At 45.6% G+C, this 23504-nt stretch carries 24 protein-coding genes and 1 pseudogene; 2 read left to right on the plus strand and 23 right to left on the minus strand.

Features of this window, described 5'->3' with window-relative positions; genetic code table 11:
• Positions 1–17 precede the first annotated feature (17 nt).
• A complete protein-coding gene (gene namA, locus J7E21_RS05340; RefSeq protein ID WP_215105425.1) occupies positions 18–1034 on the plus strand; it encodes an NADPH dehydrogenase NamA in 1017 nt (338 codons plus the stop codon).
• Between the two features lie 1208 nt (positions 1035–2242).
• On the opposite strand, the gene J7E21_RS16175 is transcribed toward namA, so the two are convergent.
• The 3 genes and pseudogenes from J7E21_RS16175 to J7E21_RS05350 form a co-directional block, all read right to left on the minus strand.
• Positions 2243–2518 carry an ATP-binding cassette domain-containing protein gene (locus J7E21_RS16175; protein ID WP_285228726.1) on the minus strand — a complete coding sequence of 92 codons (276 nt, stop codon included), beginning with the start codon at positions 2516–2518 and terminating at the stop codon, positions 2243–2245.
• An 85-nt stretch (positions 2519–2603) separates the two neighbouring features.
• Positions 2604–2744: pseudogene (locus J7E21_RS16525) on the minus strand (ATP-binding cassette domain-containing protein); the annotation flags it as partial.
• Between the two features lie 21 nt (positions 2745–2765).
• The gene (locus tag J7E21_RS05350) at positions 2766–3050 is read right to left on the minus strand and encodes an ABC transporter permease subunit (protein ID WP_215105426.1); all 285 of its coding nucleotides are present in this window, start codon (positions 3048–3050) and stop codon (positions 2766–2768) included.
• Between the two features lie 265 nt (positions 3051–3315).
• Between J7E21_RS05350 and J7E21_RS05355 the strand changes: the two genes are divergently transcribed.
• Entirely contained in the window at positions 3316–3804 is a 489-nt protein-coding gene (locus J7E21_RS05355) for a DUF948 domain-containing protein (protein WP_215105427.1), read from the plus strand.
• 440 nt (positions 3805–4244) lie between these two features.
• Here the strand turns inward: J7E21_RS05355 and J7E21_RS16180 are convergent, their stop codons facing one another.
• The 20 genes from J7E21_RS16180 to J7E21_RS05455 all read right to left on the minus strand — a co-directional run bounded on the left by J7E21_RS16180 (position 4245) and on the right by J7E21_RS05455 (position 23450).
• Complete coding sequence (locus J7E21_RS16180) at positions 4245–4733, minus strand: EAL domain-containing protein (protein WP_353047731.1); 489 nt, start codon at positions 4731–4733, stop codon at positions 4245–4247.
• A gap of 763 nt (positions 4734–5496) precedes the next feature.
• Positions 5497–6705 (minus strand): MFS transporter, encoded by a 1209-nt coding sequence (locus J7E21_RS05365; protein ID WP_215105428.1) that lies wholly within the window; start codon positions 6703–6705, stop codon positions 5497–5499.
• Entirely contained in the window at positions 6702–7493 is a 792-nt protein-coding gene (locus J7E21_RS05370) for an HAD family hydrolase (protein ID WP_215105429.1), read from the minus strand. The genes J7E21_RS05365 and J7E21_RS05370 overlap by 4 nt, the downstream gene beginning before the upstream one ends.
• A gap of 18 nt (positions 7494–7511) precedes the next feature.
• A complete protein-coding gene (phnE, locus tag J7E21_RS05375; RefSeq protein WP_215105430.1) occupies positions 7512–8297 on the minus strand; it encodes a phosphonate ABC transporter, permease protein PhnE in 786 nt (261 codons plus the stop codon).
• A complete protein-coding gene (gene phnE, locus J7E21_RS05380; RefSeq protein ID WP_215105431.1) occupies positions 8294–9154 on the minus strand; it encodes a phosphonate ABC transporter, permease protein PhnE in 861 nt (286 codons plus the stop codon). Before phnE (J7E21_RS05380) ends, phnE (J7E21_RS05375) begins: the two co-directional genes overlap by 4 nt.
• On the minus strand, positions 9154–9927 hold the full coding sequence (gene phnC, locus J7E21_RS05385; RefSeq protein WP_215105432.1) for a phosphonate ABC transporter ATP-binding protein: 774 nt from the start codon (positions 9925–9927) through the stop codon (positions 9154–9156). Before phnC ends, phnE (J7E21_RS05380) begins: the two co-directional genes overlap by 1 nt.
• Before the next feature lie 66 nt (positions 9928–9993).
• The gene (locus J7E21_RS05390) at positions 9994–10953 is read right to left on the minus strand and encodes a phosphate/phosphite/phosphonate ABC transporter substrate-binding protein (RefSeq protein WP_215105433.1); all 960 of its coding nucleotides are present in this window, start codon (positions 10951–10953) and stop codon (positions 9994–9996) included.
• A 230-nt stretch (positions 10954–11183) separates the two neighbouring features.
• Entirely contained in the window at positions 11184–11999 is an 816-nt protein-coding gene (locus J7E21_RS05395; RefSeq protein ID WP_215105435.1) for a PHP domain-containing protein, read from the minus strand.
• Positions 11989–12699: a phosphonate C-P lyase system protein PhnL gene (gene phnL, locus J7E21_RS05400; protein WP_215105437.1), complete on the minus strand. Its 711-nt coding sequence runs from the start codon at positions 12697–12699 to the stop codon at positions 11989–11991. The genes J7E21_RS05395 and phnL overlap by 11 nt, the downstream gene beginning before the upstream one ends.
• 24 nt (positions 12700–12723) lie before the next feature.
• The gene (phnM, locus tag J7E21_RS05405; RefSeq protein ID WP_215105439.1) at positions 12724–13905 is read right to left on the minus strand and encodes a phosphonate metabolism protein PhnM; all 1182 of its coding nucleotides are present in this window, start codon (positions 13903–13905) and stop codon (positions 12724–12726) included.
• 13 nt (positions 13906–13918) lie between these two features.
• Positions 13919–14758, minus strand: a complete 840-nt coding sequence (locus J7E21_RS05410; RefSeq protein WP_215105440.1) for an ATP-binding cassette domain-containing protein — start codon at positions 14756–14758, stop codon at positions 13919–13921.
• Entirely contained in the window at positions 14751–15617 is an 867-nt protein-coding gene (locus tag J7E21_RS05415) for an alpha-D-ribose 1-methylphosphonate 5-phosphate C-P-lyase PhnJ (protein WP_215105441.1), read from the minus strand. The genes J7E21_RS05410 and J7E21_RS05415 overlap by 8 nt, the downstream gene beginning before the upstream one ends.
• Positions 15607–16722, minus strand: coding sequence for a carbon-phosphorus lyase complex subunit PhnI (locus J7E21_RS05420; RefSeq protein WP_215105442.1), 1116 nt, complete (start codon positions 16720–16722; stop codon positions 15607–15609). Before J7E21_RS05420 ends, J7E21_RS05415 begins: the two co-directional genes overlap by 11 nt.
• Positions 16723–17316: a phosphonate C-P lyase system protein PhnH gene (gene phnH, locus J7E21_RS05425; RefSeq protein WP_215105443.1), complete on the minus strand. Its 594-nt coding sequence runs from the start codon at positions 17314–17316 to the stop codon at positions 16723–16725. It abuts the gene before it with no gap.
• A gap of 32 nt (positions 17317–17348) precedes the next feature.
• Positions 17349–17771: a phosphonate C-P lyase system protein PhnG gene (gene phnG / locus J7E21_RS05430; protein WP_215105444.1), complete on the minus strand. Its 423-nt coding sequence runs from the start codon at positions 17769–17771 to the stop codon at positions 17349–17351.
• A 146-nt stretch (positions 17772–17917) separates the two neighbouring features.
• Entirely contained in the window at positions 17918–18607 is a 690-nt protein-coding gene (locus tag J7E21_RS05435; protein WP_251047791.1) for a GntR family transcriptional regulator, read from the minus strand.
• Positions 18608–18664: 57 nt separating this feature from the next.
• A complete protein-coding gene (locus tag J7E21_RS05440) occupies positions 18665–19726 on the minus strand; it encodes an ABC transporter ATP-binding protein (protein ID WP_215105447.1) in 1062 nt (353 codons plus the stop codon).
• Positions 19723–21465 carry an ABC transporter permease gene (locus J7E21_RS05445; RefSeq protein ID WP_215105449.1) on the minus strand — a complete coding sequence of 581 codons (1743 nt, stop codon included), beginning with the start codon at positions 21463–21465 and terminating at the stop codon, positions 19723–19725. The genes J7E21_RS05440 and J7E21_RS05445 overlap by 4 nt, the downstream gene beginning before the upstream one ends.
• 36 nt (positions 21466–21501) lie before the next feature.
• Positions 21502–22530, minus strand: coding sequence for an ABC transporter substrate-binding protein (locus J7E21_RS05450; RefSeq protein ID WP_215105451.1), 1029 nt, complete (start codon positions 22528–22530; stop codon positions 21502–21504).
• Positions 22531–22937: 407 nt separating this feature from the next.
• On the minus strand, positions 22938–23450 hold the full coding sequence (locus J7E21_RS05455) for a hypothetical protein (RefSeq protein ID WP_215105453.1): 513 nt from the start codon (positions 23448–23450) through the stop codon (positions 22938–22940).
• Positions 23451–23504 lie beyond the last annotated feature (54 nt).

Genomic DNA, 23504 nt, shown 5'->3' on the forward strand with positions numbered 1-23504 from the left:
AGAAGGAGGAATTCCACTTGGCAAAGTTATTCGAAGAGTTCCAAATCAAAGATGTGACATTCAAAAACCGCATCGTCATGGCGCCGATGTGCATGTACCAAAGCGATAAAGAAGACGGCCATGTCACTGACTGGCACCGCATCCATTACCCGACCCGTGCAGTCGGCGGTGTTGGCCTGATCATCACCGAAGCAACTGCTGTCCAGCCGGTTGGGCGCATTTCTTCTCGCGACCTCGGCATTTGGGACGACGCCCATATCGAAGGGCAAGCGGAAATCGTCCGCTTAATGAAAGCGAACGGTGCAAAAACCGGCATCCAGCTTGCACATGCCGGCAGAAAAGCGACCGTTGATGGAGACATACAAGCTCCGAGCGCGATCGCCTTCAATGATAAATACAAAACACCAACGCCCATGACACATGTTGAAATCGATGACACCGTTCAGGCATTCCGCGAAGGCGCGGTCCGTTCGAAACAGGCGGGCTTTGACGTCATCGAAATCCACGCAGCCCACGGCTATTTGATCAATCAATTCCTGTCGCCGCTCACTAATCAACGCACTGATGAATATGGCGGCAGCAGTGAAAACCGCTACCGCATACTTCGCCGTGTCTTGGACGAAGTGAACGCCGTATGGAGCGGTCCCCTGTTCGTGCGGATTTCCGCGAACGATTATGCAGATGGCGGCATGACCCCTGAACAATATCTCGAAATGACCAAATGGATGAAAGCGCAAAATGTCGATTTGATCGATGTCAGCTCCGGTGCTGTCGTTCCGGCACCGATTCCGGTCTTCCCTGGCTATCAGGTTCCATTTGCCGAAATCATCAAAAAAGAAACCCCGATCGCGACCGGTGCTGTCGGCTTGATCACCGAACCGCTCCACGCTGAAGAGATTCTGCAGAACGGCCGTGCGGATTTCATCTTCCTCGCACGCGAGTTGCTGCGAAACCCTTATTGGGCGTACACTGCCGCTCGTGAGCTCGGAGCCGATATCGAAGCTCCAGTGCCTTATGAGCGGGGTTGGATATGAGACAGTTGCAAAATAGCTGTAATTTAGTATACTAAAAGTAACGAAAAAAACCGGATGCTGTGTGCATCCGGCCAGCTGCATGCCGCCTTCTGAGGGCGGTCGGCTGGACACTATAGGTTTTTGAAATAACCGTCAGCCCACGCCAATGGGACGGTTATTTTTTTTTGGAAATGACCACAATCAAGTAAATGACCAGCGTTAATGCGCTAATCGTCAACCCAACACTCGTTAACACCAGCGAAAATGCTTCTGCCATGGTCATGCTACCACCCCCTTTCCTTAGGGAATGGCCAAACCGCCCTCATGCAGCTGTACTTCTATTTTAACACAAAGAGAACGTGTGTTCTATTATTTACTGTAAAAATTAACAGTAAAATTAAACCAAATATGCGAACCGGTTCCGCAACAATTGAGCCGAACTCGTTTTTGTACTATTTACCGATGTTACTATATCTATCCGATTTTCCAACTGGCTTTTTATATTGAGGTCTCTATTTCAGCAAAACACGTGTGCATTTATTTTTCATTTTTGATGTGAGAAGCCATTAACTTAACCAACCTATGATTCTCACACTTCAACCAATACAAATCCGACTGCAAGAATCAGCAATGCCAAACCCATAAACACCGAAATTCCACTAACCCGATTGATAAGTTGTTATCACCCCATTCCAATAAATGAATAAAAACCACTTATAATTCATCGTTGAATAAATATTCCACTAACCCATCCCTAACCCTGATTTTTTAATTGAATAAAAAGCTTAGTTATTTAAATAGTCATTCGTTGGTTCTCGGTTTTTCTAATTCAAAGCATATAATAGTAAAAACATATAAAAAGCGAGCTCTTCAATCTAAGCATCAATTCGATTTCCTCACCTGATATTATGCCATCAGCTCGCTGGCTGGATAAAGACACTTCGAACTGATGGGCGCCGGCCTGCACTTTGACGGTATAAAATTCGTGGCTGAATCTTACTTTCTGGACCACGCCGCAGAGCTGTTTAAATCCTGCCGGCAGCAAATTTCCGCTTTAAGAACTGCTCTAGCGCCCTCGTCAGTTGGCAGCTGAATATTCAAACCATTCACAGAAAATCCGTCATCTGTAAGCTTGTCTTGAATAATATTTTTTATCCCCTAAAAACGCGGCGACTTTAGCACTATTTGGCCGTTCGTATAATTTCTTGGCAGAAGCGGTTTGCAGCAGCTCACCTTTCTTCCCGTAGGCTCGGGTCCAGTGCACTGAATGGTCCATCCACCAATAGCGCACGTGGATTCGAAACGAGTGCTCTCGCTAGCGCAACCCGCTGCTGCTGGCCGCCACTCAGTTCATTCGAAAAGCGGTTGCCGAACCCATTAAGTCCGACGTGTCCAAGCATTCCCCTCACTTTTATGAGGCGCTCTTTTTCGCCGATTTTCAAGCCGAATGCCGCATTGTCCTCTTCGGTCATATAGGAAAACAGCAAGGATTGCTGGAACACCATCAACCCGTCTCGCTTCTGGCGGCATGTCGGTTAGATAAGTGTCCCCCACCCATACTTCACCGTTAGCGGCGTCAACTAGTCCTGCCACTAATTCCAAAAGCGTCGTCTTGCCACAGCCGGGCGGGCCGAGCAACGAGAAAAACTCGCCTTCTCGGATGGTCAATTCGACCGGCTGCAATGAAAAGCCAATATTGCCATTTTGCTGTGTTTGCCCGTATTTTTTCAAGTTGAATGATGCGCAAATCGCTCACGTGCCCACTCCTTTAGCCGGTACCTGATTATTTTGGAGTACTACGTCCATCCCGAGCAATGCCAGTATGGCGATCCCTGCATAAAGTAATAAATAAGCTGAAGCAACCGCTGGGTCTCCACCACTGATGAATGGGAACAGTAATATCGGCAACGTCACGACTTGCCCTGAACCGATGATGAACGTGATCAAGTCTAGCTCATGGAAATCAGGATACTTAAACCGCGCACCCGCTGCGATTTCTGGCAATAAATGCGGCAGCAAGACATGATAGAAAAGCAAGAAGCAACCCGTGGACATGAAACACAGCATCGACCGCAAATTCATGAAGCGCTATAAAGGCCTGTACGAATAACAGTTGTGCGAGCTATTTCCCCCACCAAAAAGCCAGTATTCCCGCGGATTTTGAGCTCAGTAGGAATACTGGCTTTCTGTTTTTCACTATATTTAGGATTGAATTTCACGCCTTATGACCACTGTTATGTTAACTTGCGGCAATTATCGGGTATAGCATATCCAAATACATCTATACGGAGGAGGAAACAAAATGGATCCAATCATTTGGCTGTACATAGCACTTGGAATCATCGTTTTAGGGTTCATCGTCGCAGGAATAGGGGTTTTCATGCTCATCTCAGGGATGAAGGAACCGATGAAAAAAATGAAAGGCTCTGCGGACAACCTGAAAGGCCGCATGGACAAGCTGATGCTTGAGACGACTCACCTTCAGCACACGACCAGTGAATTGAAGGAAGACATCCAGCAGAAAACAGAGAAAATCAACTACGTGGTCGATGCAGCAAAAGGAACGAAAAACTCTGTGCTCGACATGAATGCTGTCGTCCGCAACATCACTTCCGGTATCTCGTCCAAAGTCGAACATGATCCTGCCAATGCCGCACAAGTGAATCAGTGGAGCAACACCGCTATCGGACTTCTCAGCTACGTAGAGAAAAAGAAAGCTCCAGAACAAGGCAACAGCCACTATAATCCGGAACCTGCAGCAATGACTAATCACGAGAGCAACAAATACTAAGTAAGTTAAAAGGCAGCCAATAAGCTGCCTTTTTTATGTCTTCAATATGATGACATCGTCATAAAATTCCTAATGGAGTCGGCCCATTGCCTTTTTCTGACTTCAATGACAGATGTGGAACATTCAAGGGAAAAATATTAATTTGTAATTACATAAGCCTTTTAAAATAGGAATGTAGTTATAGCGTGTACACATTCTTGAAAAAAATACTGCGAGTGTTCAAACCGACTGAATGTTCATTCTCGACAACTACATGTCCTTTTAAACCCTGAGTTCCTTCGAACAAGTAGCCCACTTTAGTGCGTGTAATCTTATAAGATTTACACACTACACTTTGCTCAATCTCAACTGTATAAGTTATAGCCTATAACTCTCCTTGAACAATTAGTTTGTCGAAACGTCATGTGAATTGTTAATAGGAATAGAAACTTCTGCCCTGCTTATTCCTCAGCTTCTATCATACCTCTTTTCAGCACAGGCTTCGGATGCCCAAGCGCGTATCCCTGCCCAAAGTGAACTCCAATTTTCTTTAAAAACTGTAATTCCTCAACGTTTTCAATCCCTTCTGCAATCATAAAGGTATTGGATTGTGCGGGAAATTCCAGGAGCAGTTCGACCAATTGCTGCTGGGCAGGTTGTTTATAAATATCCCTTATGAGAAATTTATCGAGTTTGATGAATTCCGGTTTCAGGGAAATGATGTTTTTAAGGCTATTGTATCCTGTTCCTGCATCATCTATCGCAATGCGAAATCCATATTTCCGGTAATTATCAATGGCTCTTTCAAAACTTTGATAATCGCTGACTGCCTCTTTTTCTGTCAGTTCCAATACAACCTGATCTGGTGAAAGACCATATTTTTTTAATAAATCCAAAGTCGTTCCACTTCGATATGCAGAATCAGTCAATACTTGGGGCTGTATATTCAAAAAAAAATCAATCCATCTTTATGGCCTTCTGCTCTTTTTACCTGTTCTGCACATTTCCTCAGCGATAGATTCCTCAAAAATCCTTCAATTTGAAAAACATTATTGCTTTTGCCTATATATGAATAAAAGTCTTCTGTTGTTGGAAAGTAATCGCTGCTTTTCGGTCTGTTGAGCACTTCGAATCCAATGGTCTCACCATCTGTCAAAGACAGAATCGGTTGAAAAGCAGTATTGAAATCCTCGCGAAACATAAGCTTTTTTACTTCCTTGTCCTTCCGGCTGGCCTCATAGAGTGTTTTTTGATTTTCGTTTATGTAATGCAGAATTTGATTGCGCTGCTGAAACTGATATGAATCCTTCTCCTTTGTGATAAGATCAAAGTCTCTAGTATGTTGTTAGTAAAATTTAATATTGTTTAGGGTATGTTAAAATTTTGTAAAAGTTAATACTTTTTACTTTTACAATGTTTGATTAGACTCCTTGTATATATATTTTTTTTCGACCTCTCGAAGTTTATTTTCGAGAGGTCGATTTATCTTTCTCATGAAAAAACTATTTTTCAAGTATATTAATATTGAAATGTTCAGATGTGGACGAGACTCTCTATATTCTTTATCTTACCTGGAAATTCAGTGAAAAAAACACCACTGTGTCGCTTCCAGATAATCAAAACCTGTTATTCAACACTAAGTGTTTTTAGTTCCCTTATCTTTAATTGATTAATAACAAATCTTTACGACTGAATTAGAATGTTGCCGTTACATCAAGAGGCTATAAGTGCCCTGTCCCTCTTCTCATGTGAATGCCATTTAAAACCAAGCCAGAGAAGAATAAGCGCTTTAAGAATAAAGATTCCATATATCCCGCCATCGATTGAAAAAGCCAGAAAGACAATGATTGGGCCGATAGCTGCGCCAACATCGCTCCACATTGTGTAGACTCCGATAAACGAATGCGCTACTGATTTTTTCACACTGGCAGCCCGGACGTCCATAATTGTAGTTAACCAGGAAAACCCAAGCATATAAACTAATGCACACAGCACCCAGATGATAATTGGTGCAGAAACCAGTAACATCACCCCCGTAAGTGCAGTAACAAAAACGGTGGGTAGAATGCTTGGAGCAGAGCCTGCCGAGCGGTCCATCGACCTTCCTGCCGCTACGGCGACAAACGGCTCCCATAGCCACCTTATCGCCTGTATCGTTCCAGCGATTGCCGCAATTTCAACGAGTGTATCAAACAGCATTAATTCCCCACCATAATGATAGGCCATAAGATAGCTGAAAGAAGCCGTAAAAATCCCTTGAGAAAGCAATGCAATCGTAAATCCGGCAATCACATAAAACCCGAGATCGCCTTGTAGCTTTGTTGGCGACATCAAGATCGGTTTGACGCCTGCTTCTTGTGTCCGAGCCGATACCTTGGTGAAAATCATCACAAAAAATGCCAGCACCATCACACCGCCAAAAATCAGCGAAGTTAAGTGAAAACCGATGAGCCATACAAGAACGCCTCCACCCGCCATGCCAAAAAAGCTTCCAAGCCGAACAATTCCATTATATAGACCCACCCACTGTCCGTGATTACTGAATTCACTGAGATCCACAAGCGCGAGCAACCCGCCGATCCGCAAAAACGACCAGGAAACGCCCCAGATCATCCGCAGGAGACACCAGACGAGGAACGTCCCGGCAAAGCTATAGCCTAAAGTCACGAGCGCTGCCAATCCGATGGCTACAAGCATACCTGTTTTTACCGGAAGCCGGTGATACAGTTTGGATATATAAGGATTTAAAGGAATGCGAATGAGCCTGTTCAATGCCAGTAACAGTCCGACTTGCCATAATGCCGAAAGCCCTACCTCTTTATAATAAAGAGGTAAGGCAATGTATAAAAAGCTATCTCCCATTAGACAAATAGCAGTAGCCGCAGAAAAAGTGAGTAAAGAACTTTTGTCTTTTTTCTTCATACTTTCTTAACCAGAGACTGGGAATGCGAAAATAACCATTTTGCAACTCCGTGATCATCATGATGACCGGCAATTTCGTTTGCTACTGAAAATAAGCTCTTGGAACTGTTTGTCATCGCTACGCCGATTTGTGCTTTCTCAATCATGGACAAATCATTATCCCAATTCCCAATTGCAATGGTTTTGGAAAGAGGAATATTATATGAATCCGCAAGTTTTTGAAGTGCCAGCCCTTTTGATTGGTTTAATGGATGAAGATCCATAGTTGAAGGACTGGATTCAATCCATTCTATCGCTTGTTGACGCATGCACCACTCTCGAATTTCTCCTCTTTGCTTCTCTGACTCTATTCGCAGTGTAATCTTCCATACCTTTTCACCTACTGGAAGATTACCATCAATCACTGGAACTAAGCCCTGCTCTAAAGGAAAACGAACTGGCGCATTTGTCACATAAAAGGCATTGTCCGTCGACCAAATGACCGGAACGTTTAACTCTGTTAACTCACGAGAAATGGATTCATGATCTTCTTGTTCAAAAAAAACTGCATGAATCTGTCCACCCCCTAAACCTTGCACCCATGATCCATTAAAACATGCAATTCCATCCATCTTTCCTGACATTTTTATGATGGGGAACGTTGATAAGGGGTGTCTTCCTGTCACGATGGCTACTTTATTTCCTTCAGCTCGAAAATCCTGAATAACCTCCCTTGTATACGAGGTTACCTTTTCTGACGATGTAAGCATTGTTCCATCTAAATCAATACATGCCAACCAAGAACTCAAATCAAACTCCTCCTAATCTTAAGAGCGGACGGTTTCCATGGATGCGAGATCCAGCCGCTTTTTAAGCAATCGCGTCACATTTTCCACTACTAAAATCATAAAGAATATCACCAGCGTAATGCCCATCACTTCGCTATAGGCCGCCATTCGCGACGCTCTGACCAGTTCCCAGCCGATGCCGCCAGCTCCAACGATGCCGAGTATGGCTGCATAGCGAATATTAATATCAAAACGGAAAATCGACCATGATACCAGGGCGCTCATCATCGTTGGAAGGACTCCCTGGAAAACTAGCTGCATGGGCGAAGCGCCTGTTGATTTCATGGCTTCTACAATGCCGATATCAATTTCTTCAATCGCTTCTGCATAGACTTTGACAAGCATGCCGATTGAGTTCACGGCCAAAGCCAAAATTCCCGGAGTAGGACCTAATCCGACAGCAATAATAAACAAAATCGCCCAAATCAACGCAGGAACCGCGCGAACAAAAGCAGCAAATGATTTTACCGCTACACTAACCGTAAAATGGGGTGTTAAATTGCGTGCAGCAAATACCGCCAGGATGAGAGAAAACACAACACCGAATAATGTACCGAGTACTGCCACATGCAGCGATTCGAGTGCAGCCGTAGCGACATTTGAAGGGTTGGAGACACTGGGCGGAATCATGCTGTCTACAATCACCATTCCTCTGTCATAAGCCGCGGATAAACGTTCCCGAGATAACCCGAGCTGCGCCAGGCTGAGGATAAATAGAAGAAACGCAACTCCGGCTACAAGCCAGACTTTTATGTTTTTTTTCATAGTATACTCTTCCTAACGCGTGATGTAATATACTCTACGGCAATAATCATGGCAAAAATAATTAAAATGCCGGTTGCCGCTTCCTGGTATTGAAACAATTTAATACTCGAGTTCAGAGCAACCCCGATACCGCCGGCCCCAATAAGGCCCAATACTGCAGCTTCCCGAATATTCAAATCCATTTTATAAAGGGACCAGGCGACAAACCCCGCCATGAATTGAGGCCAAACCGCTCGACCAAGCACTTGAAGCCAACTGGCTCCAGTTGCTTTCACGCCTTCTACTTGCCCTTCATCAATCTCTTCAATAATATCGGCAAAGGCTTTCCCTAAAATCCCTACGCCGGAGATACCAATGGCAATCGTTCCCGCGAGTGATCCCAATCCAAACGCTGAAACTAACACCAATCCCCATACAAGAGCCGGAATCGCGCGCAAAAAAGATACAATACTTCGGAAAATGAAGGCAACGAATTTATGTGGCGATGTATTTGAAGCTGCGAGAACACCTGCAACAAGAGATAGAATGACCGCCATTACCATCCCTAAATAACTCATAACCAATGTATCGATCACCGGCTGCAAATACCTTGGGAGCACCGAAAAGTCAGGAGGCAGCAAGTCGTTGACAAAAAAGTTCGCGATATTGCCCAACCCACTCCACAAAAAAGAAAGTTTGAACTCAGTCATCACCCATGACCACACCACAAGAGCGAGCACAATCACGCCCACTAAGCCACGTTCCCGGTTCATCCGTTTACTGCGATTGGAATGTCTTTCCAACAATTGGTCCACCTTGCCAAGCGTTTTTTCCCGGTTGCTTCTGATAGCATCTGTTTGCCCTGTTTTCACTACCATTATTGCGCCCTCGCTTCTTCGGCGTACTGGTCTTGGTATAAATCCTTAATGATATGTTCTGACAGCAGATGTGGCGGACCATCATACATAATTTCACCTGCACGGATCCCTATGATTCTAGTGGCAAATGATTTTGCATAGTCTACTTGATGCAAGTTTACAATAGCGGTTATCCCTTGTTCCTGGCTCATTATTTTAATGTAATTCATGACACGCGCTGATGAAGCAGGGTCTAAACTGGCAATCGGTTCATCAGCAAGCAGAATCACCGGATCTTGCATCATCGCCCTGGCAATCCCTACCCGCTGTTGCTGGCCGCCGGAGCATTCATCGGCACGCTTAAGCGTCTGTTCTTCAAGCCCCATTCGAATCAGCACCTCTAAAGCACGCTTTCTTTCCTGCTGCGAAAACATACCCAGGCTCCCTTTGATAGAAGAAGAATAGCCTAACCTACCGTGCAGAACGTTTTGCAGCACCGACGAACGTTTAATCAGGTTGTATCCCTGGAATACCATTCCCACTTTTCTTCTAAGCTTTCGCAAGGAGGATCCTTTCGTTTTTAAAATATCTTTCCCTTCAATCAAAATCTCACCAAACGTTGGTTCCTGCAGTCGATTAATAGACCGCAAAAAAGTGCTTTTTCCTGCTCCACTTGGTCCAATCACTGCGATCAGGTCTCCTTTTTCAAAAGACACCGAGATATCATTTAGCGCCACTGTCCCGTCTGGAAACTTTTTCGTCAGGTTTTTTATTTCGAGAACTTTTTCAGCCACTTTTTTCACTCCTTCTATAATAGTAAAGGTGTCCCGAAAATCCGAGACACCTTTACAATTTGAAAGCTAGTTTAGTAGGTCTTCAGGGTTCAGTCCCAATGCGTCTGCTGTATCCCGGACAACTTGATAATCCTCATCCGATACTTCAACAAATCCATCACTCCATTTGTTTGACTCAAGAAAGGCCATTCCTAGTTCATCATCTTTCATAGTTAAGATGGCTTGTTTGAAGGCATCTTTCAAATCCTGCGGCAAATCACGTTGAATCGTTGTAGGACCGTTTGGAATCAACGCCGACTCTGTCACCACTTTCAATTGCTCTTCATTCGGATGGTCAATCCCATCCAACGATCTAGCGATACACGTAGAGCAAACTCCGGCAATATCGACATCGCCATTCAACACCGATAAAAGTGATGCTTCATGGCTGCCAGAAAACGTGACTCCGCCAAAGTAGTCATCAACTGTATCCATATCCAAGCCTTTTTTGTTAATGATCATTGCTTTTGGAAATAAGTGTCCAGAAGCGGAAGCAGGATCTGCATACGCCATCGATTTTCCTTCAGCGTCATCCAAGTTTTCAATCCCTGATTCTTCCAGTGCAATAAACTGCGCAGTATACCCAAGATTATCGGCATCTTCTGTGCCTACTGCAATTGCTTCTGCACCTGCACGCTCATGTGCTAGGACATAAGCGAAAGGCCCAAATCCTGATCCGTGGATATGGCCATTCGCCATCGCTTCGACAAGCGCTGTGTAATCCTGTCCTACGAAAATTTCCACTTCTATCCCAAGTTCATTCTCCAAATATGTACCCATGTCTTCAAATCGATCAGATAACTGCTCTTGATCCTCTGTCGGCAAGACGCCAAACACAAATTTATCCGGCCAGTTTTCTTTTCCTGTATCTCCAGATGCTGATGCTGAACCTTCACTTTCTGTTTCCGTATCACCCGCATCATCTCCACAAGCTGCCAACACTAGCATTAGAATTCCGAGCAACATGAACCAAGTAAATCGCTTCATTCAGTAAGCCTCCTAAGATAATTTTTCTAACAGGTTCATTGTAATTGCTAAATGTAAATTTAAGACTCATGTTATGTATAGCTCACATTAAGGTTTGTAAATCTATTTAATATCTAAAATTTCTCACCAACTAAACCGGATTAACTGATATGAACACGCGCCGCTGCTTCTTCAGTTATATTGGAACAGACTCAAAAAAAAACCCGGAAAAATTGAAATTCACAGAAACTTTATAGACCCTTAAAGGTATTTACGGCAACTGGACTGGTAATGTCGCCTATTTTGGCCGCTGCGCCGAATGTTCCATGGTTATCACTGCCACCGGTCATCACTAAGCCAAATGCCTCAGCAAGCATCTCCACTTTCTGGTGGTCATCCGCTGAATGGTCGAAGTGGTTTCGTTCGATGCCATCAAGCCCCACACGCACGAGCTCCGGAATCAATTCAAAAGAATCGAGCTGACCGGGATGGGCCACAACCGCAAGTCCTCTGTCCGCCTTGATTGCTTTTACTGCTTCAAAAACATCGATATAGTCAATATCACCTGCGGCTGGGCCCAGTCCTTTGAACAAGCTTTTGTAAAGCCGCTGATATTCCGGAGATGAATAGTCTGCTTGCGTCAACTCTTTCATGATGTGTTGTTTGTAAACAGTTCTTGACGGAAATGCCGATGCAATAACTGCGTCGATATCCAAGTTGTATCCTGCCGCTTTGATCTGCTCCATTTGCCAAAGGGAATGGTGATGGCGCCTTTCGAGCAACTTGTCGCAATGCTCTTTAATATGTAAAGCAGCTGGATGATACTCATAGCCGAGAACGTGCACTTTCCGCTGTCGTTTAAAATCATAAGCCGATATCTCGATTCCGGGCACAGCTTTGATGCCATATGATGAGGACAGGGCCTTTATTTCAAGCCAACCTGCTACAGTGTCGTGATCCACAAAACTTATGGCTTCAACACCGGCTGTTTTCGCCCGCCTCAAAACCGCTTCGACTGAATCAGATCCGTCGGAATAATGGCTATGGACATGTAAATCAGCTTTCAACGCCAATACCTACTTCTCGTCTTGGATGCATATCGTATACCTTGTCGCATAGCACTTCCATGAACTCAATGTCGTGAAAAATCCCCACCAGCGTAGTGCCATTGCTCTTAAGCTTTTCAATGATTTCACGCACTTTGATTTTGGAATGCTGATCGAGGCTGGCCGTGGGCTCATCGAGCAACAGCAAGCGCGGTTTCTTGACCGTGGCCATAGCGATATTCAAGCGCAGCTTTTCTCCGCCGGAAAAGGTTTTTGGATAGCTATCCCATAATTTTGGTTCCAGTTCAAAATGAGTCAATGCTTTTTCCGCTTCCCTCTGTGCCATATCCTCAGTTTCACCCATCTCAAGCAAGGTATTCGTCACCAGTTGGCGGCATGTCGTCCTTGGCATCACATTCAAAAATTGTGAGACATAACCGATTTCGAATTTGCGCAAGTACAGCATCTGCCTCTCAGCTATTCGGGAAAGATCAACCAACCCATATTTTTCTGAATCATAAAGAATCTTGCCTGCATCCGGTAAATAGGTGCGATAAATACTTTTCAAAATGGTGGATTTTCCGCTGCCACTTTTTCCAACGATGCCGATAAATTCCCCAGCTTCCAATGAGAAGTGGATGTCTTTGATTGCGGGCATCGTTTTATCCAAATGATGAATAGTGAAGCTCTTGCCGAATCCTGTTACTTCCAACATTGACATGGTGTTTCCTCCTCTCGAAATGAATTATTTCACACGGTAATTGGTGGTCGTGATCAAAGTCCCATTGACCATAGTAGCGGTCAGCATGGGGTAGCCATCTTCCATCCGTTCAATTACGAGAATGTCCGCTTTTTTGCCAGCACGGATGGAACCCAATTCATGGTCCAACTGAACCGCTTTTGCCGGATTCAAGGTCACCATCATGAACATGGCATGCAAGTCGTTGCCATATTTCTCATGGAGATCAAAAATAGCATGGAGCAAAGCAGCCGGGTAATAATCACTACAAAGAATGTCCATACAGCCAAGTCCAATCGCTTCAGCAGCTGACAAGTTTCCAGAATGGGATCCGCCAAGCATGACATTAGGCGCACCAGCTATGGTATATAGCCCCAACTGTTTCGCTTTCGTCGCCACTTCAAGTGTGATCGGAAATTCGCTGATTGTGGTGCCAAAGCTTTTTACCAAATCCAGTTTCTTGCAATCGTCGTCATCATGGGACGCAACGGCTATCCCTCTGGCCAACGCGATGTCTGCCACTTCCTTGATTTTTTCAGTTGTCAGAAATTCCGTACTCTGGCGCTCCGCAATCAGGACATTGACATCTGCATCGGAAATATTACGGTAGCCTTTTAATGTTTCGCGATAGACTTCTAGATTGCGGTATTGGCCTTGCCCCGGTGTATGGTCCATGAATGACAGCAAATGGACTTTGCCTTCTTCGATATTTCTTACGAGCTGGCCGACTTCGCCGATATTGTCGATTTCAAACCGTGCATGGAGGCGGTGGCGGATCAGGTGCAGACGGTTGTGTGTTGCGTCGATGGCGTCCACCATGCGTTGAATATTATTCGGATTGCGCATCGGTTTATGGGAAAATGCATCTTCCTTGTAAAACGACAGGGAATGAAACATTGTCGTGATGCCGTGGCTGATCAGAATTTTTTCCGCTTCCCGCAGGCTGATGTCAAAATCCATCATGCTAGTCGGACGTGGAGATGCAATCGTTTCAATATAGTCTGAGTGGATATCGATAAAACCCGGAGAAATAAAACCTCCGCTTGCATCAATCAATTGCGCATCGGGATAATTCACGACTTGCTGTTCGAGAATGATTTGTTGAATCGTTTCACCTTCAATAATGACGGCGTGGCCTTCTAAAATAGCAGTTTCCGTTATGACTTTCCCATTATGGATAATATACAAAGCACCGAACCTCCTAAAGTAATGAATAGACCAATTGCTGCGTATAGTGATGCTGAGGGTCTTCCAACACTTGGTCTGTCAACCCTTGTTCGATGATTTCGCCATTCAGCATGACAACTGTGCGATCCGCAAGCATACGAATCACTGCCAAATCATGCGATACGACCACCATGCTGATTCCCAGGTCGCGCTGGATTTTCTTAATCAGGTCCAAAACATTCGCCTGGACCGACAAATCGAGTCCCGTGGTGACTTCATCCAAAAATAGGATCGGGGGATTGTTCGATAAAGCCTTTGCGATCTGCACGCGCTGCTGCATGCCGCCAGAGAAATTGCGCGGTTCTTCTTTCATGCGATGGAGGGGGATCTGGACGTTTTCCAATAGCCTCTTGCCTGTTGCTTCCATTTCATCGACACGGCGGCTGCCGGCAGCGATCAATTTTTCAGCAATATTCCCAATAGAGGAAAAGTCCATTTTCAGCCCATGAATCGGATTTTGGTACACCATGCCGAAATCATGGTTGCGAATGGCACGCTTTTGTTGGGAAGATAAGCCAAAGACATTTTCACCGGCAAGATGCGGCACATTGATGCTTGCCGCTCCTGCCGTTACGTCGGTATCGAAATAAAGGCATTGCATCAAAGTCGACTTGCCGCTGCCGCTTTCTCCCACAACTCCGAGGATTTCACCGGCATATAAATCAAGTGACACATCCCGAACTGCGTATACAGTGCCGCAAGATGTACAGAAGTTTTTTTCTAAATGATCCGCATCCAAATCAGTGCAATGAGAACAACCTGGACCGAATTGTTTATGCAAATTTCGGACTTGTAAAATCGGTGTTTCATCCATAGACGCTTGCCACCTCCGCCTTTTGCTGTTTGTTCAGCTGCTCCATGCAGAAACTGGTATCATTGCATTGATGGGTGGTCTTGCCCGTCTCCTGGTCCACCAGTTCATCCATAAACACCCCTTCCGCTCCGCAAAGATGGCAGTGTATGCCTTCAAAAGATTCTTTTTGGAATGGATAATCTTCGAAAGCGAGCGAGGCAACATCTGTATGCGGAGGGACGGCATAAATTTTTTTCTCTCGCCCAGCGCCAAGAAGAATCAGCGCTTCCGATTGATGCATTTTCGGATTGTCAAAGCGCGGAATCGGGCTCGGTGCCATTACATAGCGCCCGTTGACGTATACGGGATGATCTGCCGCAGTTGCGGTTTTTCCATACTTCATGATCTGTTCGAACAGCATTAGCCACACGCCGCTGTAATCATCTTCCGAATGCATGCGTTTTGTCATATATTCTCTGGCTTCCACTGCGCGAAGGGGTTCCGGCATCGGAACTTGGAGCACCAGAATCTGGTCTTTCGTTAACGGGACTTCCGGTATGCGGTGGCGGGATTGGATCAAGTCGGCTTTTTCTGTCTGCTCAGTTACTTTGATTCCTGTCGTTTTCTGTACCAGTTTTTTGATGCTGACGGCATTGACCGATTCATCTGCTCCTTGGTCAATTACTTTTAGCACGTCCTGTTTCCCAATCAACGATAAGGTCAGTTGAAGGCCACCTGTTCCCCATCCACGGGCAATGGGCATTTCTCTTGAAGCGAATGGCACTTGATAACCGGGTATTGCCACGGCTTTCAGTGTGGCGCGTCGGATTTCTTTTTTTGAGCCTTCATCAAAAAAGGCGAAATGTGTATTAGCTTTCAATCGGCTGCACTCCTTTTTTCACCTGCCGGATACTGTCCAGCTTGGATTGGAACGTTACGTAATGCGGCATTTTCAAGTGGGAGATAAACCCGGTGGATTCTACCGAATCGATATGAAGCAAGACGAATTCTTCGTCATGGGTCGGAAAATCCACATCGGTATGTTCCAGGCATTGATCCAGGATGCTCATTGCAATGGCCTTGGTTTCGTTTTGCCCGTAACAGGCACCGTAGCCAATCTCAAAATCCAATTCATCTTCATTGTTGTCATTTTTCACTTTTACCGGCACAAACGATTCCACTTCCGTGACACGGATTTCGCCGATATAAAATTCGTCGTCACTGTCCTGTTCCACTGCGTTCGGATATTCCAAGTAAATCGGAATCCTGCCGACGCGTACTTCTCCGACTGTCGGATGAACCTGGCCGTACCCACGAAGTGAAGCATAGCCGAGTGATGTGACTGCGCCGGTCTGACCGCGAGTCAAAATTTGCAGCCTGGCGCTGCGGCTGGATGGAAATTGCAAGCTCTTTTTGGTGACATCATTCGGTACGGCGTTGTTTTTTTCATGTGTTTCAAACAAGCCTTCTTGACGGAGATAGTCGACCACTTTGGGGAAATAAACCAGTTCCTGAGCTGTTTCAACGTTCTTAAACTGTTTTTTGTACTCGGCCAACCAGCTTTGGACAGAATTCGGCTGTTCTTCCAGCAAATCAAAATCCAGCAATCGGTGCGTATAGTCATATGTTGCACCGAGAAGCTGTCCTCCTGGGATGTCCTTGAAACTCGCAGAAATTCTTCTTTCAACAAACATTGTTTCTGCTTCGACTGTCTGGCTGTAATATTGGCGCGGCAAAGTCGAACGGTGCGCGCGCATCAAAAATACAGCTTCCTCCATACTGCCTGTTGCCTGTTTAATGGCGAGCGCAGCCAGTTCGGGCGAATACAGGCTCGCTTCTGACATGACTTGATCAATCATGCCGCGCATGGAAGACAGAATGGTTTTGATCTCCACTATCTCTTCGTCCTTCAAGCGTTCGTATTTCAGGCGTTGAGTAGATGCTTCAATTGCACGGGTGCCGCCTTTTACAGGTACATAACCCATTTACTCCACCTCCGTCTCTGTTACTGAAGTCGTACGGGGAATGCAAGCGACATTTAGATTATCGTCCACAAAAATCAAGTCTATACCCATCGGATATTCTTTAATCCGGCTGCGGCGGGATTGCCAAAAGACATCTGGCATCCCGGTTTGGAGATGGGCATGATGTTCGATTCCCGGTCCCGACAACATCAAATTTCCTGTTTCAGTATGCCGATTGCTTTCAATAATCCACGTGGATGAAAGCTGGGGATCGATGAGATTGCCTATTTTGCATAGCTGCATCGCCTGAGAAACTGCTTGTTTGCTGTCGCTTTCTAAAATGATGATAAAATCCGCCTCTTCAATGGGTGCGTATTTGGCTGAGGTATATTCCGATATTCTCTCAATCAGCCGTCCATTTTCCGCCAGAATATGAAACGTGACTTCAGCATCCAACAATGTCATCGCACACAGCATCGTTGCTTTTTTGCAAGGTTGCTCATAGTCTAGCTCTTTCGCCTCCTTCTCGAGACTAGAGAGGGTTCCCGGTCGCGACATGCTGTGCAAGATTTTTCGGTAGACTTGCTGCAAATCATGTATTTGATCAATCGCCATTTTATCTCTCCTGAAATAGTAGTTTGGTTGGCCTAAACTTTCATGGTTTCAAAACTTACTTTTGTTTCAAACAGTTGTGTCTGCTCACGCACTCTTGCCCGAGCAATCTCTTGTTCCATGTCCAACAACGGCTGTTGCCACGCAGCTGTTTCAGGCAACTGTGCTTTATAAGCAGCATCGACAATGGCAAGGTTTCGTGAAAGATCTTCTTTCATGCCCGTGACGATCCCGATCCCGATACGGCCTTCAATTTCCACTTTTGTTTCGGTGATGAGAACTTCACCTAGGTAAAATAATGAGTTTTTCGCAGATTCCCTCATTTTAATCATCGTCATGCCATACTGCGGAGCACTAATTTCCAGGCATTCGTATTTTTGAGTAATCGATTCCGCTAATTCTCGGGCTAGACATTCATTCCCTTGAATCATAATTTCAGTTCTTTTGCGTCTTTTCATATTCACTGCCTCCTTCGATACAAGTTCATCGTAACTTGTCGCCAAGTTGCTGAGTTTTAAGCTTTAGTAAAGCTTATGTAAATCAGCTTCGCAACTTAAAGAAATAAAAAAACAGGCGACAGAAATTTCTCTGTCGCCTGCAGGGCCTAATCCATTGTGACGTCGTATTTGAATTTATCGCTGCGGTATAAGATTTTTGTGTGTTCCAATAATTTCCCTTCCTTGGCATCGACACAATCACTTTCTACGATTATGAGCGGCACTAGACTTTTACAGGACAGGAGCTGTTGTTCTTTTAAAGTTGGGAAAGTAATGCTCAAAAGAGACTGGCGACTTGCAAATTCGGTATATCCCAGCTTGCGATAATAGGCGAACATCGAACGGATTTGACTGCCTTCTTCCTCAATAGCTGGAAACATCACTTGGCTGACGTATGAATTATGGATAGCAATGGGCTCTCCGTTTATTAGTCGGAGACGCGAAACTCTAAAAACGTCTTCATTTTCATTCACATTCAAAGCCTTATAAATTTGTTCATCATAACTGATTTTTTCGCAGCTAATATTTTGTGTTTCCAAGTTATAGCCTGCGAGCTCCATTTTTTCAGTAAAACTTTTTTTAGCTGTCAGATGCAACTGGATTTGTATCGATTCTTCTTTTAAATACCTGCCTTTGCCTTGCTTTGAATAGATATAGCCCCGTTCTTCCAGTTTTAACAGAGCATTACGGACAGTCATCCGAGGCACCCCGAATTTATCGGCAAGCTCATTTTCGGAGGGAAGTTTTTCGCCATATTTGAACTTTTTTGAAGTGATTTGCTGCATTAATTCGTCCAATATTATGATTTCCTTGTCTTCGGCGATAATAATTCCTCCTCTTACTTACATTAATAATTAAGTTTCTTCCCAGTGAATCGTCGGAGCCTTCAAAGAAATGCTGACAAAGTCGCCTATATTGAAGCGCGACGCAAATACTGATTCATGGATGGTCCAGGTTTCTTCGCCGACTTCGATCGTATAGTGGATTTCGTGGCCCTGGTATTGGACAAAGGACACAATCCCCTGCAAGCCATCGCTTTCTGCCGGCATCAGCAGAAATTGCTCCGGTCGTACCGGATAAATGCCGCTTTCCTTGAAGGTGTTCGCCACACCGAGATCCGGCCAGACATTCTTCGGATCGATGGCCGGAACAAATCGGCCATTCTGCCATTGTCCTTGCACCAGATTGCATTTGCCGACAAAGGTCGCCACAAATTCCGTTTCCGGGCGTGTATATAGAATTTCCGGCGGCGCTATCTGTTCAATGCGCCCCTGGTTCATGACGACAATCTTATCAGCGATGGCTAACGCTTCGCCCTGATCATGCGTGACAAAAACGATGGAAGCTTTGGTTTCCCGGTGCAGCTTTTGAATCTCCTTGCGCATCTCCATCCGCAGTTCGACATCCAACGCACTAAGCGGCTCGTCCATCAACAGCAGATTCGGCAATGGCGCGATGGCCCTGGCCAGCGCAACACGTTGCTTCTGGCCGCCCGACAGTTCTGACGGATAGCGTTCAGCCAAGGCATTCAATCCGACAAGCTTCAGCACATCATCGATTCGATTCTGCAGCTCTCTCTTGCCTTCTTTGATTTTATTAGGATGGTAGCTCAACGGAAATTTGACGTGTTCTCCAACAGTCATGTGCGGCCATAGGGCAAACGACTGAAACACCATGCCAATGTTGCGCTTTTCAGGCGGCAGGACGCGCTTGGTCGATGCCAGAACTGTGCCGTCCATAGCGATGGTTCCTTCCGTCGGTCCCATAAAGCCTGCCAGCAGCTTCAGCAAGGTCGTTTTGCCGCATCCGGAAGGACCCAGCACGGCAATAAATTCCCCGTTGCCGATTTCCAGATTGATTGAGTGCAGCGCGGTAAACGAACCGTATTTTTTCGATAGATTGTTCACTTTGATCATTTGTTTTTCAGCACCTTTCTGTCCCAAAGCTTGCCAAGCAACATAAATAGTCCACCGCTGAGCAGGATGCCCAGCACGAGCACCGTTGAAAATGCGGTAGAGTAAGTGGAATAGCCTGCCTGTTCGTAACCGAAAATGACGACGCCGATCGTCTCAGAACCGGAAGACCACAATAGGCTAGAAACCGTCAATTCAGTGAGTGCCATCAAGAACACCAGCAGCGCACCGCTGAGAATGCCCGGAAACAGCAGCGGCAGTAAAATCCGTCGCCATTTGACCCAGCCGGCAGCGCCAGAAGTCCGCGCTGCTTCTTCCATCGATGGGTCGATTTGCAGAAATGCCGTATAGCTCCCTCTGACCTGCAGCACCAAGAAACGAGTGGCATACGCAATGAATAATATCCACACTGTGCCGTAAATGCCCGGATTCCATCCCGGAACCGGCTCCAGCCACATGAAGATCATGCACAACGCAAATACCGTACCCGGAAGCGCAAACGGAATGGTCATGAACAGCTCTGCGGCTTTCGTACTCCAGTCCGGATACTTAAAGCGCAAATACGCCATCGCCGTCCCGAGCACCAGACAGACTAGCATGGTGAAAAAGGCCAGCTGCAGGCTGTTCGTTAAAGCCGAAATGGGCTTGGAATCCGTCAAAAAGACGTATTCGTAATTCCGCAGAGACAGATTCTCCAGATTGAAGGGAACCCCATAAGCTGAGATGAGCGACAAAGCGCCCATTGTGATCAGCGGCATCAAGCTCGTTACCAATAGGAAAATCCACAGTGACGCCTCCAACAGCTTTTGTTTGCCGGCAGATAAATAGATGCGCGGCGTCGAATCGCTTCTATTCGTTTCATTGACGCGGCTGCGGCGCAGCAGGAACCATTGCAGTACTGTCCCCAGTAATGCAATGATCCCGAGAATGACCGACAGCACGGCTGCCCGAGAAAACGCAGAAGGACCGAATCCGACTACCTGCTCGTAAATATAGGTGCTCAAAACCCTTATATTGGCTGGAGTCCCGAGAAATGCCGGAATCCCGAAATTATCCAGATTTGACAGAAACGCGATCAGCCCACCGCTGGCAATACCGGGCAGCGCCAATGGCAGCACCACTTTCCGGAACGCCCGCTTTTTAGACAGCCCGCTTGTCGCAGCGGCCTCTTCCAGTTCACGAGGAATTTTCCGGAAAACGTTAACCGTAAACAAATACACCAGCGGATAATGCGAAATCCCGAGCAGCAGGATGATTCCGCCAATGCTGTATAGGTTCGGCGCTTCTAGACTTCCCGGCAGAAAGGACAGCACCGCTGTCACCGGACCAGATGCGCTGAAAAATTGCGTCCAGGCCAATGTCGTAATATAGGAAGGAATGATGAATGGCAGGAAGATAAAGAGCTGCATGGTCCGTTTTCCGCTCAGCTGGACATAAGCTACAATCCAGGAAAACAGAACCCCCAGCACCAATGCCAAGATCGTCGAACCCGCTACGATTATCAAAGTGTTCTGCACCGTCTTCCAAGTCGCAGGTTCCCTCAGCACTTCCGTGTAATACTGCAGCGTCAGGGAGCCGTCATCAACAAAACTCAGCCAGACGAGCCGCAGCACCGGCAGCAGGAAAAACGCAAAAACGGCTAACAGGCCAATCACTTTATACAGATTCTTATTTTGAAAAAAGAGAGAAAAAGAGGAATCCCTCTTCTTTCTCTCTTCAACCATTGGCTGTTTTACTGTCATATCCGTAACTCCTCACATCGAAATTCAAGCTACTGATTACTGGCCGAAAATCTGGCCGAATTCAGCTTTGTCTTCTTCACGCGTTTCCAATAACTCAACCGCTTGTGCATCCATAATGGTCATTTCATCCAATGTCTTCAAGCCCTCAGGTGCTTCTAGCCCCTCCCTAATCGGTGTATAGCCCTGCTCAGAAGCCAATTGCTGGCCTTCTTCTGACAAGATGAAATCAACAAATGCCTTAGATGCTTCTTCGTTTTCCGTATTCGCCATGATACCAACTGGCTCAGTGATGACCGGAACGCCTTCTTCCGGATAAACTAATTCAACCGGAGACCCTTCACTTTTCGCACGCGCCACTAGAAAATCGACGATCATACCGTAATTTTTGTCACCGGTCGCGACGCTTTCCAACACAGCCCCGTTGCCTTGGGTGATGGTGATGTCATTGGCGCGTAACGCTTCGTAAAACTCCCAGCCCATGCCTTCCTGGCGAGTTATCACACCGAGGTTATAGGCGGCTGCACCGGAATAAAGCGGACTCGGCATGACGGCCTGACCGCTCGTCGCTTCATCAGTTAAGGCGTTCCAGCTCGTTGGAAGCTCTGTCACTTCATTGGTATTGACGACCAGGCCGGTCGCCATGATTTTGGTGCCTGAATAAGTGCCGTCTGGATCGACGAATGCTTCATCAATCGATTCTGCTTCAGGTGATTCATAGGCTAACAGCAACCCTTCCGCCTTGAAATTCTCAAAGGTCACTGAATCGGCAACCAGCAGAACATCCGCCTGGATATTGCCTCCCTGGTTTTCCGCCTGGATTTTCGATACGACTTCTTCAGTGCCAGAGCGGAAAATGCTGATATCGATTTCCGGGTTCTGTTCTTTAAAGGCATCCACTAAAGCTTGTGCATCCGCATCCGGCTGGGACGTATAGAAATCCAAAGCACCGGAAACACCGGCTCCGGCTTCTTCAGATTCCATTTCCGTTCCACTTTCTTCACTGCCGCAACCTGCTAAAAACACTGCCAGACACAATGACGCCGAACTCCAAAATGTTTTTTTCATATCATTTCCCCCTCAAATTTTAAATCGGCCTTTTTGTATGTATATGTAAGACTCCCAATAAGCATAGAGCTCTTTTATGAAGCCAACGTTAAGCTGGTATTAAGAAATATTATTTCGGTTTGAAAATGTACTTTAATCGGAACTTCATATTTGCCTCGGTTAATTTTCTGCTGCTTGTTGCCCTCCTTAACCACCATAAATTGCCTGGACTGTTCTTATATTTATGGCCAATAAAGAAAGACAGGTATTTAAAAAGACCAATCATAATAATTGGTCCCTTCTTGGTAGTGTTAGCATTGATAATAGCCTTAGAGTTTTCAATTATTCATTAATTAAGAACGTAAAAAAGGGAGCTAAAAAAGCTCCCTGAAATGCAGTGAAATTGGAGGATAAAGCTTGAAATGGAACTACTCTCGAACTGCAGTGATTTCTGCTCGTTCTTCTTCCGTCAGTTCATCAGAGCGTTTTAAACTCCAACTCCCGACCCATTCTTTAATGATGGCAAGTTCTTCTTGTCTTTCTTCTTCCGTACTGCCTAGGTTGACATACATATTGCCCGGTTCTCCGTCCTCTGTATTTGAACCGTCATCGAGTCTACGCATTAATGCACCCGCATCATCGCCATTGACTAAGACGACCAAATCTTCGTAGTTATCAAGTCTTGGCCCCTGTGACTGGGCAATATAAGTGTCTGGGTCTTCTTTAAACTCCATTAAAGAAGGTGAATCGCCCCCATGACAACTAATGCAACTTTGTTCTATAATCCCTTCTACGTGACTCTCATACGTAACTTGAGAACTTTCTTCGGTTTCTTCAGTTTCTTCAGTGCCTTCAGTTTCTTCACCTGTTTGATTACAGGCACCCAATACAAGGACTAACACAAATGCAAAAATAATCACACTGATTTTTTTCCCATTCATTGGAATCCCTCCATCTCTTTTAGTCTAATTAGCTGAGCGAAATTATAATTCAAT

It is taken from the genome of Planococcus sp. ISL-109 (genome assembly GCF_018613655.1).
Lineage (GTDB): Bacteria > Bacillota > Bacilli > Bacillales_A > Planococcaceae > Planococcus.